Here is a 13,453-nt window from a genome sequence, read left to right as displayed (position 1 = left end):
TTTAGTCTATTTCAGAATAACTTCAAAGTATTTATGGTTATTAAATATTTAATCTTAACTTTTTCGTGTCATGCTTCTTAAAGCAATATTAATTATATGGGCACAATTTATACCTAGCCCTGTGTTATCTGCGATTGTGGTTTAATTATCTTTGCTTTTGTTAAAGCTATATAGAATACTTAAATTTGCTTGGTTTTGCTTTAAAGGCACCAAAGTATGATAAAAAATGAATTAATTAATGTAGAAGCAGTACTCGATTTAATGCTTGATGCCGTTTGTGTGGTAGATAAACAAGGCACATTTGTTTTTGTAAGCGCAGCATTTGAGCAAATTTTTGGTTATACGGCCGACGAAGTTGTAGGCAAAAAGATGATTAACTATGTTTACGAAGGTGATCATTACAAAACGCATAACGCCGTAACTTCGCTATTGTCTGGCGAAACGGTAAACCCTCGCTTCGAAAACCGCTGGATGAGAAAAGATGGTCAAATAGTCCATATATTATGGTCTGTTCGTTGGTCAGAGCAACATCAAGTAAGAATTGCAGTTGCGCACGATATAACTGAGCGAAAAGTAATGGAAGAGCAGCTCCATTACATGGCTCGGCACGATGTGTTAACTGGTTTGCCTAATCGCTCTTTATTGATGGAGCGATTTGAAAAAGTAATTATTAGTGCAACTACAAACAACACATTTTTTTCTTTACTGTTTATAGACATAAATGGCTTTAAAGCAGTAAACGACACCCACGGACACGAAACTGGCGATAAGCTTTTATGTGCTATAGCAAAAAGGCTCTCAGCGTCGGTTAGGCATTACGACACAGTAGGGCGTTTAGGCGGAGACGAATTTTTAATTATTTTAGATAACTTAAGTTCTAGCCACGAAACCGTCAGAATAAAAAATAAAGTCCTCACTGAGTTTAAAGCTGTCTTTAAGTTAGATGATGTACTACTAAATATTTCCCCCAGTATTGGCATTGCAAACTACCCAGAGCACGGCCAAACAGATCACGAACTTATAAAATATGCTGATCAAGCTATGTACAAAAATAAACAACAAGGCTTAGATAACGTAACCTATTTACCTTAAAAAATTATGCTGAACTACCACCTTAGACAACTTACCTTCACAACGCCCTTTACTACAATACATTGCTTAGCGCCACATTTTTAATAGCGGTTTTCCAGTGCTGCGTTAAAAATCTATAAATGCTCTTACAGCAGTTTGTAGGTAGTTCCTTGATAAATGAACTGCACAAGCTATGCCTGGTTGATAATGAAGGCAATTACCGTATAGGCAGTAATACATTTTTTACTAATGATGCAGGCGAAAGCAAGGTATCTGTCACTGATTATACAACCGCAATGGTTGATGAAGCGCAAAATGCGGCGCACGTTAGTAACCATATTAGTATTGCCTACTATATGGTTACTAATCAAAAGCGTTTGATTATTTAGATATAACAATACTGGCTCACAAGGCTAAAATAATTTAATCTGAGCGTATTAATTCTTATTAAATTATTTGCCTAATGAGCCTTCTTTTTTCTCTTGCGTTAGCAAGCCTTCCTGCTTTACCAGAGCCAGTTGCAAATAATGCTGTGGCTAAAGTTATTGTTAAAAATCAGCCCTACTTTTTAAGCTTTATGGGGCTGGGGCGCGATAAACAATACTCGTCAGTGCATAACAAAGTGTGGGCGCTTAAAGTTGGCGATTCACAGTGGCAATCTAAAACTGGTGTGCCTTCAAGCTTGCCATTAAAAGGACGCTTAGCGAGCACCGCAGTCGGTTTAGGCGAGTACGCTTATGTGTTTGGCGGCTATACGGTAGCAGAGGATCATACTGAAGTTTCAAGCCCCGACGTATATAGGTACGACGTAATAAAAGATACCTACACTCATCTTGCGAGTATGCCAGTACCCGTAGACGATAGCGTCGCGCTGAGCTACAAAGCGCGTTACATTTATCTAATAAGTGGTTGGCATAACGACGGCAACGTAAACTTAGTACAAGTATACGACACGCAAAATAATACATGGCAACAAGCCTCGCCATTTTTAGGTGAGCCTGTATTTGGCCAAGCCGCTGCTATTAGTGGTAACACCATTGTTATTTGTGATGGCGTTAAAACACAAGCTAATCCTGATTCGCGTCGCTCGTTTGCAGGTGTAGCACAGTGCTTAAAAGGCACAATAGATTCAACTAATCCACAAAAAATAGATTGGCGTACCTTGCCACATCCAACGGGTAGCGCTCACTATCGAATGGCAGCCACCAGCTATAATGGCAATATTTATATGATGGCAGGCTCTAATAACCCATATAACTACAGCGCAATAGGTTACGACGGCAAACCTGCACCAGCAAGTGATCATGTTTGGCGCTTTAGTATCGAAAAAAACGAATGGCAGATTTTATCCCCAGTTGAAGTAAAGAGCATGGATCATCGTGGTTTACTTGAGTACAGTGGGGTTTTATATCGAATTGGCGGCATTGATAACAGTCAGCAAGTAAGCGCTAACGTACTCGGTTACGAGGTTGAAAAGTGAACACTCTTTATATTACAGGAGCGGGAGTCAGCGCAGCCAGTGGTATTCCCACCTTTAGAGGGGAGGATGGTTATTGGACCATTGGCAGTAAAAATTATACGCCTATGGAAATGGCAACGCGCGCAATGTACCAAAACGCCCCAAAAGAGTTTTTAGCATGGTATTACCATCGCTTTGCAACGTATCGCAACCATGGCCCAAACGACGTACACCATTGGCTAAGTGACAAAAACCTAATTACTCAAAACATAGATGGGCTTGATGGCAAAGCGGGTAACAAAAATTACATAGCGATACACGGCAGGCTTGATCAAATGACCTTATTTCATGAGCAAGGTGAGCCTGTCATGCCACTTGCCACCCCGTGGGATAGCGTAGACCAAAGCCGCCTGCAAGAGTCTCTTTTTGAGCTATTTAATATTCGAAACCAAACGCCTGAGCTAAACCATTCATTTAAGCCCTTTGTTTTATTATTTGACGAATACTACACCGAGCTTTACAGAATAACACAAGCACAACAGCGTATACTCAACGCCGATAAAATTGTATTTATGGGCACCTCGTTTAGCGTCAATATTACGCAAATGGCAATTGAAATAGCCCGAAATTACGACATTCCTGTTGAAGTGGTTGACCCTGAACCTGCACATATTTTGCACGCTAACGTCACATATAAAAAAATGAATGCATTAGATTACATTCAATCTAATTAATAAGTGCTATATTTTAAAGGGGTTGGTAATGTTTTCTTAAATATTACAATCTCTTTATATAATATTAACGAGTCAAAAATGTTATTATCCTGATTATAACAATACTAAAGAGATCTGAATGAGCGACTTAACTGCAATAGCAAACTTGTCTATTTTACTTGTAGAGCCTTCAGAGGTTCAGCAAAAAATAATAATAAAATCGCTTTTAGAAAGTGGTGTAAAACAAGTTGAAACTGCATCTACACAAACACAAGCGCTTAGCTTATTGGCAAGTTATCACCCTGATCTAGTTATAAGCTCTATGTATTTATCTGACGGGACAGCCGACTCACTATTGCAAGAAATAAGATCAAACCCTATCACCGAGCATCAACCTTTTATGCTTATATCGAGCGAGCGTAATAAAAAATACCTTGAGCAATTGCGCCAATCGGGTGTGCTAGCTATTTTGCCTAAGCCTTTTAGCGCAAAAGCCATTACCCGCGCACTCAAAGCAACCCTCGATATTATAAGCGAAGAAGAAGTAGAACTTGATCATTTTGACGTAACGCTGCTGCGAGTTTTAGTGGTAGACGACAGCCGCTTTGCGCGTAAACACATAATACGCGTACTTGCGGGGATGGGAATACCAGCACCGGTAGAAGCTGAAAACGGTAAAGAAGCTATTGAGCACTTAAATAACCAATCGTTTGACTTAATTGTAACCGACTACAATATGCCAGAAATGGACGGACGAGAACTAACAGAAACCGTTAGAAGCTCAAATAGTTACTCGCATATTCCTATTTTAATGGTGAGCTCAGAGGCAAACGAAACGCACCTAGCAAATATAGCTCAAGCGGGAGTTGATGCTATTTGTGATAAACCGTTTGAACCGGCCACAGTGCGAGAATTACTGTATAAAATAATGTCTTAAAAGTAAGTACAAGCGTAGGACGGTTATTATTTGGCCTACGCTCATCTTTAAAATACATTTACTATTACAGTTTTCCTAATCTATAAATGAGTAATGCCGTTTTTTTAATGTTTTTATCAAGGCTGGTTAAATCGGCTGTTTCGTTTTTAGTGTGCGCGCCGCTGCCCATCAAACCTAAACCATCAAGTGCCATATCAACATGGTTTGCCGCAAACGAAATATCAGCTGCACCTGCGTTGCGAGGGTTGGCGGCTACTACTTTGTTGAAGCCTAAATCGTGGCTTGCGTCGCTGTATAATTCTAATAGCTTTTTATTGCCATCAGTTAATGCCATTGGCGGGTAACCGTCTTCAAAAATAAGCTCTGCTTTACTGCCATTTAAACTGTTGTTAGCAATGAGTTGCATTGATCTTTTTGCGTTTTCGAATTGCTTTGGCGATAGTGCGCGTAAATCACCTGCTACATGCACGGTTTGTGCTATTACATTACTTTTACCAAACGCCGTTGCTGACGAATTAGCACTGTCGTAGTCGGCATTTGTACCACCTACAATAAGCCCTGGGTTAAATGTTAAATTAGGTTGCGTGGCAAGTTGCTCTCTAAAATCATTTAAAATGCGTGATGCTTCGTAAATAGCGCCATAACCAACGCTTTCGCTAAATATTTGTGACGAATGCGCTGCATTTGCCGTTACATTTAGCGTCCAACCGGTATAACCACGGCGCGCCGCCATAGCTGTTTTTATATTGTTATCGCCATTTTCATAGCCAAGCGCTACGTCAGCCCAAATTGCTGCATCAACAATAGCTTGTTTAGATAAGCTAAGCGGGCGACCGCTGCTTTCTTCATCGCCAGTCAGTAATACTTTTATGCTTACATTTTCGAGTAAATTAAGGGCTTGTAAGCTTTTAAGTGCGGTAATTATTATCGTGTTGCCACCTTTCATATCGGCAACGCCTGGGCCACTGGCTGTATCGGCATCAAGCTGTTTGTAGGTAGTAAAGTTATCGTTTTTGGCAAATACCGTATCTAGATGGCCGATCATCAGTATTTTTATTGCATCGGGATCATTACTCTCATGGGTTGCTAATACATGCCCTGCGCGGTTAAACGCACTGCCATCAAGCCATTCAACTTTAAAACCAATGGCTTTGAGCTGCTCGCTTGTCAGCGCACCTACTTTTTTTACACCTTCAATATTAAGCGAACCGCTATTAATATTTACGGCTTGCTCTATTTCTTTAAGTGCTTGGGGAATGTTTTTATCGACCTGTTTTACTATTTCACGCTCATTTTTATCAAGCGCAGCATGGCTTGTAAGCGGTAGGGTACTAGCAAGTGTGAGGATAAGTGCATGGCTAAATTTTAAAAATGACATAACAGTATAATAAGTGAGAAATAAGAATATTTAATATGAAGTAAAAATCCAGAGTATTCAATAGAAGTAGATTGCGATTTTCAACTAATTTTATAAGTAATAACGAGTTACAGGTTTAAGGGTTATAGAGTGAACGCGTTATTGGTTTAAACACAGGTATTTAAATATAACCTGTTAATTAATAATCAACGGGTATAACTAAACAACGATTTATCTGATATTACTGATCTCCACCATTTTGGGGTTTTGCTGCATTTAGAAAAGGTAAGGGAAGCTAACTAACTGTTTACATATGTTTATTTTATAGCTAGGATAAAATCATTGTAATGTATGGGCATTTGTTGGTTTGTAATGCGACAAATGTTGTAGGCTAAATTGTTAGCTGTAATGGAAATATCGGTACAAGGATTATAAATGTCAGGTTTAATCGTAAAAGAAGAACTTCAACTCCCATCGTTACCTACAACAGTTTTACCTGCATTAGCCGAGTTAACAGCCTCATTGGGGATTCCTAGAAATGTACTGGCAAGTAGTGAGGAAATTGAATATGCATGGAAAGACCTACCTCGTGAGTTAAGGGAAATCCCAAACGATTTACGTGGTGAGCTTATAGCTAGAATGTGTGTTGCTGTAAGTACTGGGTTATTTGACGGTGCAATGAATTATGCTTGGAATGCTGCAATTTTACAGTTACGCCAAAAATAAGAAATTTTGGACTAGCTGTAGTTGCTCAAATTCAACAAAGTGACTTCGAAGAAAGGCACTTATCAGAATTACAAGATAGTAGATTATTAGAGCTGTGTTTAAAACTTAATATTATTAATGAGGACGGTTTCTTTTTCTTAGATCAATGCCGTGACGTTAGGAATAATTTTTCTGCCGCTCACCCAACAATGGGAACGGTTAATGATCGTGAATTTACAACATTCTTAAATCGTTGTGTTAGGTATGCTTTAGCAGATTCATCTTCACCAAAAGGTGTTGATATTGGTTCTTTTATTTCTGCTGTTAAAGGACCTAGGTTTAACCTTAATCAATGCAACATATGGATTGAAAGGTTACAGGAAACTCATGATGCTCAGCGACAGATGTTACTTAATATGGTTCATGGAATATATTGTGATCCTGCTACACCAGAACCTTCACGTTTAAACTCACTTGATATATGCCACGGATTAAAGGATCAACTAACGTCTACTGTAAGATCGGAACTGATTAACAATCACTCTGAATATGTTGCAAAAGGTCTAGAAGATAAGCATGTTGCATCATTGCAGTTTTTTGAAAAGTTAGGGCTGTTAGGCATTTTAAATGAGTCCGAGCAACATACTGTTTTTTCACGTGCCATTGACCGGTTGTGGAATGCGCATAATGGAATGAATAACTTTTACAATGAAGCTCCTTTTGCAGAACGCTTACTTGAATTATCTCAACAAGGTGCAATCCCAGAAACAGTGCAGGAACAGTTCGTACAAACAGTCGGTTCTTGTCGCACTGGAAATGGTTATGGCGTTGCTAATAATGCAGTTTCATATTACAACAAAATAATCCAAGGTTTTTCTCCTAGAGAGATTGCCACCTTAATTCGAAGCGCAGGAGATAATTCGAATCCTTTAGGACGTAGAATTCGCAATTACTCTAGTTGTAAAAGAAACTTCAAATCATTGCTCAATTTAATTGACGCTTCTAGCGTTCCTAGCGGTGTAAAAACAGCTTATGATCAGTTTATACGCTAATTACAGCTAACAAGACTTTTAAATGCTAATTACCTTTACTTAATTCTTGCCCACTAACATCTAACCCAAACTAAGCACTGGTAACCATCAGGTTTAACGCCATTAGCATTAAACCTGACAGCCCAAAATCTACCAAGCTACATTTAATTAGTTGGCATTAAATAAATCTCGCGTACGCTGTTGCGCTGGTTTGCTTCAATAGCAAACAGTACGGCGTCGGCTACATCTTGTGGGTCGAGTTTGTCGGGTTTAGCTTCATCAAAAAATGGGGTGTTTACCATGCCTGGTGCTATGGTTGTGCAGCGGCCGTTCCACTCGCTCATTTCCTCAGCTAAGTTTTGTCCAAAGCCATAAGCAAACCATTTAGTTGCACCGTAAATAGAGCCACCAATTGGCTTACGACCAGCGGCAGAGCTGGTTAATATAAAGTGACCTTTGTTTTGGCGTAAATGCGGCAGTGTTAATTTTGCAGTCCACAGTAGGGCTTTAATGTTTATGTCGATCATAGTTGACCACTCATCCGGATCACCTTTTTCGGTGCCAGCGGTTGAAACACCCATACCTGCGTTAGCAAAGGCTACATCTAATCGGCCAAACTTTTCAATGCCTTTGGTAACTACGTTTTCAAGCGCGGTAAAGTCGGTTGCATCTGCGGCTACGCTCAGTGCGTTATCTGATCCTAGTTCGGCAACAAGTTGGTTAAGTTGCTCTTCTCTGCGGGCGGTTAATATAACTTTATGACCGTTGTTTACTAAGGTTTTTGCCGTTGCTTCACCAATGCCACTAGAAGCGCCGGTTATGAGTACTATTTTTTCTTTTGCCATATATAACCTCTTTAATGAACGTTAAAAACTTAAAATCACCATAACAATAAACGATTAACCTACATTGAATAGTCGCTATAAATTAGCGATAAATAGCTGTGTTTTGTACTTCAATCATCATGTTTTTTAGGCCGTTATTAAAATTGAAATAAGTGATTAAAAAAGATAGGTTTAAATTTTTTATTCTATATACTCGCGCCACTTCTTTTGAAGTCGGTTTTATTAGATTTAACCATTATTTTGCTGAGTTTCAGCCACATTTATCGGAACAAACATGAAAGATAAACTTTTAGCGTTTTGGCAAAGCCATTCAGAAACAATCATCACTTTAGGTTACAAAGTGATTTTAGCGTTGGTGATTTTAATTGCGAGTGCCTTAATTGCACGCTCGGTTAAAAAAGCGATTAAAGACTCTAAATCGCCATTAAAAAAAGTGGATAGTACGCTGCTTCCTCTTTTATCGAGTATTGCTGGTTATTTAGTTTATATAATTGGTGGGCTATTTATTTTAGATATTTTTGGTGTTAATACGGCAAGCTTAATTGCGCTAATGGGTGCTGCTGGTTTAGCGATTGGTTTAGCCCTTAAAAATACGCTGAGCAATATTGCTGCGGGTATTATGCTGCTAATACTTAGACCTTTTAAAATAGGCGATTTTGTTGATGCCAGTGGCACACTAGGTACTGTGAGTGAAATAAACCTGTTTACCACTATTTTTAAAACCACCGACGGCCTTTATATCGCATCGCCTAACGGCAAAGTGTGGGGTGGCAATATTAAAAACTTTACCCGTAATGGCAAAAGACGAATGGATATAGTGGTGGGTATTTCGTATGCCGACTCTATTGACGTTGGCTTAAATGTACTTAAAGAATTAGCTGCATCAGAGAGCCGATTACTCGCAGAGCCTGCACCTAAAGTAATGGTGACATCAATAGGCGAAAGCGCAGTGAACATTCAATTACGTGCATGGGCTGTTAATGGTGATTATTGGCAAACCGTGTGGGATTTAAATAAACGTGTTAAAGAAGCAATTGAAGGCGCTGGGCTGAGTATTCCGTTTCCGCAGCGTACGCTGCATATATCTGAGTCTATGGCGTCGGCAATAACTGTTAACAAAGATACTTAAATATGTATTAGCATAAACACAAATAAAAATAGCGAGCCTTGGCTCGCTATTTTCGTATAAGCCTTTGTATAGGCTGAGGTATTAACCTTCTAATTGAAAGTCGTACACTGAGCCTAAATTTAGTAGCTGCGTTAGCTCATCAAGTGCTTGGTAGCTTTCGGTGAGTAGGGCTGAGTCTGCAAAGTCACTTGCACCTAATTTGTCGCGGTAGTTACGTTTTGCCCAGTCACACAGTTGTGTGTATTTAGTATCAGTTAAAATAACCTCTGGGTTTACTGCAGCAAGTTCTTGCTCGTTAAGGGCTACACGTAAACGCAAGCAAGCTGGGCCGCCGCCATTTTGCATACTTTGGCGTAAATCAAAAAACTGTACTTGGTTTACTGGGTTATCAGCCATAATCATTTCTTCAATGTAGGCGTTAACCGCGCTGTTGCGTTTACATTCTTGTGGTGCAACTAACAGCATTGAACCATCTTCAAGGCTCACTAGCTGGCTATTAAATAAGTAACTACTTACAGCATCGGTAATGCTTACTTTATCGGTTGGTACTTCAATAATATAAAATTCTTTATTGCCCACATACGCTTCGCGAATATCTTGCAGTGCCAAAGCTTGGTTTAAAAATGCTTGCTGGTGGCACAGTAATACATTGGCGTTACCTACTGCAATTACATCGTTATGAAACACGCCTTGGTCTATTACGTCTGGATTTTGCTGTAGTAAAATTTGGCTTGAATCTTTTAAGTTATGTAAGCGACAAATTGCTTCTGAGGCTTCGAGTGTTTGCCTTGCAGGAAACTTAGCTGGTTTTGGTAATTGGCTGTTAAACGCGCTGGCACCAAATACAAACATTTCAAGGCCTTGCTCGCCGTGGCTGTCACAAAAACGAGTATGGTTTGCTGCACCTTCGTCGCCAAAAAAGCCTTGGTCTGGCAAATGGGTATGGTGCGCAAAGTATTTGTCGTTATTAAACATCGCTTTTAATAAGCGTGTAGTGGTTGCAGGCTCTAATGAACGATGAAACTTATTATTTAAATTAGCTGAAGTAAAATGTACTTTGCCGTCGGTTGTATCAGGAGATGGCGATACCGTAGCGGCATTGGCTGTCCACATTGCAGACGCTGAATAACACGCGCGTAATAAAATTGGGTCTGCTTTAAATGCTTTATGAATTACTTGTGCATCATTACCGGTAAAGCCTAAGCGGCGCAGTACGTTTAAGTCGGGGCGCGCATGAGGGGCAAATACACCTTGAGTTAGGCCTTTGTCGTGCATGGCTTTCATTTTTTCAAGGCCTTGAAGCACTGCCTCTTGAGGATTTGAAAAGCTTGCTGCGTTATTTAACGAGGCAACATTACCATACGATAAACCAGCGTAGTTGTGAGTAGGGCCAACTAAGCCATCAAAATTAACTTCCAAAGCGTGCATACACGTTCCAACTAAAAATTTTCAATAGGGTGCAACAATACAACGCAATAGGGCTGCTTGCAAAGTTATAAACGCAGTGTTTTTACTAATTTTTTCGAGGTTTTTAAATATGGAGTTTATTACAAAGGAGTTGTTTTTATATTGAATGATTAATTTGAAGTTTAATTAAAATGTACGCATAAATTTCATAGTATGCAAAAGCTTAGCCTAAAGTAGGTTTATACATTTAAGCTTTATGCCAAGCCTTTACACAATACGATGTTACTTAACATAGGCGCGTTCTTTATCAGCGGTAGTGCGGGTATTTGTTGGATCATTAACTTGCCAAACGCTAATGTCTAAACGCCATAAAAGGTAAAGGGTATGGTATAAGTTGAACATGGTTTTTCCTTGGTATTTTCACTGAACACATCAGTTTATAGAAAAAAGTATGCCAACATTAACTTGAATATTTTATGAATAGAAATCAGGTGTTTAGTATTTAAGTGTAAATACGTACTAAAGCATTAGCACCAAAGCGGTGAAGTATTTTTAAAATATGCACCAATGTGGTGTGTTTTTAATAAAAAGCCCTGCAACTATTGGGTTACTTAAATATGCAAGGCTTTTTAAAAATGTACTCGCTTAAAAAGTAAATTAGCGGCCTACTTTTCCTTTTACTAAAGGCTCGAACGACATTACTTTAAACTTACCGTGGCTTTGATTTTTGCCATTATTAAGTACAGGCGAATTATGTAAATCGTCAACGGTAAAGTATATTTTATGATCCGCTCCGTAACTAAAACCATCAGGCCAGCTCAAACGTTCGTCTTTAAATAATACTTCGTAGTCGCCAGTGGGTTTAACTACGCCAATTGCGCCATTAGTTATGTCGGTTACATATACGTTACCGCCGCCATCAACAATAATACCGTCTGAAATTGGCTTAGTGCCGTAACGCGTAACTTTGTCTTCAAGCGCTTTAGCCGAAAGGCTCTCGTTATTTATATCGCTGGTGGCAATGCGGTAAACCGACGTGCCCGACATAGAGCCAAAGTAAAGCCAGTCTTCGTTAGGGTCAAGCGTAATAGGGTTAACACCTAAGCGGGCAGGTTGTCCGCCAAGGCTCATTGTGCGCCCATCAATAACCATATCGATATTTTCGGCTGTGGTGTAATGGCTATTTTGTAATACTCTGCGTGCAACACCTGTTTTAAGGTTTACCGTAATAATAGCGGCTTGGCTGCCTTGGGCTGTGTCGGCAATGTATACAACGCCATGTTTATTATCGATGACTAAATCGTTTAAAAACGAGGTGTCGGTAATGGTCGGTTTAGCCAGATAAATAATTTTGTGCAGTTGCTCTTTGTTTGTATCCCAACCTACTAAGCGCCCAGCGTGATCGGGCCCTGAAGTATCAAGCATCCATAAAACGCCATCGCTTGATACATTTATGCCAAGTACGTCGTAAAAACCTTTACCGTTATTGTACGCGTATGCCCATTCTTCATTAGGGTAGGGCTTAGTTGTACCATCGCTTAAAAGCTCCATAACTTTTTGCTTTTGGCCAAAAAAGCCATGCACAGATAAAAACTTTCTGCCTGATGGGGTAATAGCAATGTTGCCCGGTGGGTGCTGCGCATCAAATGTGGCTACTGTTTTTAAATCAGCATTTTGGCCAGCGGTGTTAGCTGATACAGCGTTGCTACCTAAAAGTGCCGTGCTACACGCCGCTGCTAATAGTAATTTTTTAATATGGGTCATTTTAAAAGCCTTCTAAAACAAGTTTGCCGCGTGATGTATGCGATTCTAAAATTTGATGTGCTTTGTATAGGTTTACAGCGTTAATAGTACCTAAGTGCTGGCCTAGCGTGGTTTTAAGTGTGCCCGCATCTATTAGTTCACTAATTTCATTAAGTAAGGTGTGCTGCGCTGTTATATCGGTTGTAGTAAATAATGAGCGGGTAAACATAAATTCCCAGTGTACAGATATACATTTACGTTTAAATTTTAAAATATCGAACGATGTAGGGTCGTCTATTAGCGCAAATTTACCTTGGGGTTTTATACATTCAACTATTTGGTCTTGGTATTGGTCGGTGTGGGTTAAGCCAATAACGTAATCGAACTCAGCTAACCCCAGTTCTTTGCGCTGCTCGTTTAAGTTTTTAGAATGATCGAGTACATGATCGGCACCTAATTCTTTAAGCCAGGTTACGCTTTGATCGCGCGATGCCGTACCTACCACGTTTAGCCCAGTAAGCTGCTTGGCAAGCTGTACTAAAATAGAGCCAACGCCACCTGCGGCGCCAATGACTAAAATAGATTGCTGGGTATTTTGCTTATTTTTAGGCACTTGCAAGCGGTCAAACAGCATTTCGTAAGCGGTAATACTGGTTAGTGGAAGCGCTGCGGCTTGAGCATCGGTTAATGTTTTAGGTGCACGTCCTACAATACGTTCATCAACTAATTGAAATTGCGCATTACTGCCTTGCCGCGATAAATCGCCAGCGTAAAATACACGATCCCCAATATTAAATAACGAAACCGACTTGCCAACAGCTTTTACTATGCCTACGCCATCCCAACCTAATACTTTGTAACCTTGCTCAGGCGCTACATTTGCACGTATTTTTGTATCTACCGGATTTACCGAAATAGCATTCACTTCAATAAGTAAGTCGTGTCCGGTGGCAGTTGGGGTATCAAGCTCAATAACTTTAATTGACTCAGAGCTGAGGGTTTTGGAGTTTTGGATGTAACCAAATGCTTTCATAGCGATTCCTGATGAATATTTAT

13 protein-coding genes are annotated in these 13,453 nt (G+C 39.8%); 8 read left to right on the top strand and 5 right to left on the bottom strand.

What is annotated here, in order from left to right:
• Nucleotides 1-216 precede the first annotated feature (216 nt).
• The 5 genes from ABX891_RS20075 (at nt 217) to ABX891_RS20055 (ending at nt 4,180) form a co-directional block, all read left to right on the top strand.
• A complete protein-coding gene (locus ABX891_RS20075) occupies nt 217-1,092 on the top strand; it encodes a diguanylate cyclase domain-containing protein (protein WP_354630501.1) in 876 nt (291 codons plus the stop codon).
• A gap of 149 nt (nt 1,093-1,241) precedes the next feature.
• Nucleotides 1,242-1,460: an NAD(P)-dependent oxidoreductase gene (locus tag ABX891_RS20070; protein ID WP_024605256.1), complete on the top strand. Its 219-nt coding sequence runs from the start codon at nt 1,242-1,244 to the stop codon at nt 1,458-1,460.
• Between the two features lie 74 nt (nt 1,461-1,534).
• Nucleotides 1,535-2,551, top strand: a complete 1,017-nt coding sequence (locus ABX891_RS20065; RefSeq protein ID WP_354630500.1) for a Kelch repeat-containing protein — start codon at nt 1,535-1,537, stop codon at nt 2,549-2,551.
• Nucleotides 2,548-3,264: an SIR2 family NAD-dependent protein deacylase gene (locus ABX891_RS20060; RefSeq protein ID WP_354630499.1), complete on the top strand. Its 717-nt coding sequence runs from the start codon at nt 2,548-2,550 to the stop codon at nt 3,262-3,264. The genes ABX891_RS20065 and ABX891_RS20060 overlap by 4 nt, the downstream gene beginning before the upstream one ends.
• Nucleotides 3,265-3,382: 118 nt before the next feature.
• Nucleotides 3,383-4,180: a response regulator transcription factor gene (locus tag ABX891_RS20055; RefSeq protein ID WP_354630498.1), complete on the top strand. Its 798-nt coding sequence runs from the start codon at nt 3,383-3,385 to the stop codon at nt 4,178-4,180.
• Between the two features lie 64 nt (nt 4,181-4,244).
• Here the strand turns inward: ABX891_RS20055 and ABX891_RS20050 are convergent, their stop codons facing one another.
• Nucleotides 4,245-5,558 (bottom strand): M20/M25/M40 family metallo-hydrolase, encoded by a 1,314-nt coding sequence (locus ABX891_RS20050; RefSeq protein ID WP_354630497.1) that lies wholly within the window; start codon nt 5,556-5,558, stop codon nt 4,245-4,247.
• A gap of 414 nt (nt 5,559-5,972) precedes the next feature.
• Here ABX891_RS20050 and ABX891_RS20045 point away from each other — a divergent pair, with 414 nt between their 5' ends.
• The gene (locus ABX891_RS20045) at nt 5,973-6,263 is read left to right on the top strand and encodes a hypothetical protein (RefSeq protein WP_354630496.1); all 291 of its coding nucleotides are present in this window, start codon (nt 5,973-5,975) and stop codon (nt 6,261-6,263) included.
• Nucleotides 6,227-7,294, top strand: coding sequence for a hypothetical protein (locus ABX891_RS20040; protein WP_354630495.1), 1,068 nt, complete (start codon nt 6,227-6,229; stop codon nt 7,292-7,294). The genes ABX891_RS20045 and ABX891_RS20040 overlap by 37 nt, the downstream gene beginning before the upstream one ends.
• 143 nt (nt 7,295-7,437) lie before the next feature.
• Here ABX891_RS20040 and ABX891_RS20035 read toward each other — a convergent pair whose 3' ends face one another.
• Nucleotides 7,438-8,118 (bottom strand): SDR family oxidoreductase, encoded by a 681-nt coding sequence (locus tag ABX891_RS20035; protein ID WP_024591546.1) that lies wholly within the window; start codon nt 8,116-8,118, stop codon nt 7,438-7,440.
• A 274-nt stretch (nt 8,119-8,392) separates the two neighbouring features.
• Between ABX891_RS20035 and ABX891_RS20030 the strand changes: the two genes are divergently transcribed.
• Complete coding sequence (locus ABX891_RS20030) at nt 8,393-9,247, top strand: mechanosensitive ion channel family protein (protein ID WP_354630494.1); 855 nt, start codon at nt 8,393-8,395, stop codon at nt 9,245-9,247.
• Between the two features lie 81 nt (nt 9,248-9,328).
• Here the strand turns inward: ABX891_RS20030 and astB are convergent, their stop codons facing one another.
• The 3 genes from astB to ABX891_RS20015 form a co-directional block, all read right to left on the bottom strand.
• On the bottom strand, nt 9,329-10,675 hold the full coding sequence (gene astB / locus ABX891_RS20025) for an N-succinylarginine dihydrolase (protein WP_004334492.1): 1,347 nt from the start codon (nt 10,673-10,675) through the stop codon (nt 9,329-9,331).
• A 636-nt stretch (nt 10,676-11,311) separates the two neighbouring features.
• The gene (locus tag ABX891_RS20020; protein ID WP_354630493.1) at nt 11,312-12,418 is read right to left on the bottom strand and encodes an L-dopachrome tautomerase-related protein; all 1,107 of its coding nucleotides are present in this window, start codon (nt 12,416-12,418) and stop codon (nt 11,312-11,314) included.
• A 1-nt stretch (nt 12,419) separates the two neighbouring features.
• Nucleotides 12,420-13,430: a zinc-binding alcohol dehydrogenase family protein gene (locus tag ABX891_RS20015; protein WP_354630492.1), complete on the bottom strand. Its 1,011-nt coding sequence runs from the start codon at nt 13,428-13,430 to the stop codon at nt 12,420-12,422.
• Nucleotides 13,431-13,453: the final 23 nt, after the last annotated feature.

Source organism: Pseudoalteromonas sp. NCIMB 1079 (assembly GCF_040567695.1).
Taxonomy (GTDB): Bacteria; Pseudomonadota; Gammaproteobacteria; order Enterobacterales; family Alteromonadaceae; genus Pseudoalteromonas; species Pseudoalteromonas distincta.
The sequence above is the reverse complement of the archived record's forward strand: the minus strand, read 5'-3'. Positions and strand labels throughout refer to the sequence as shown.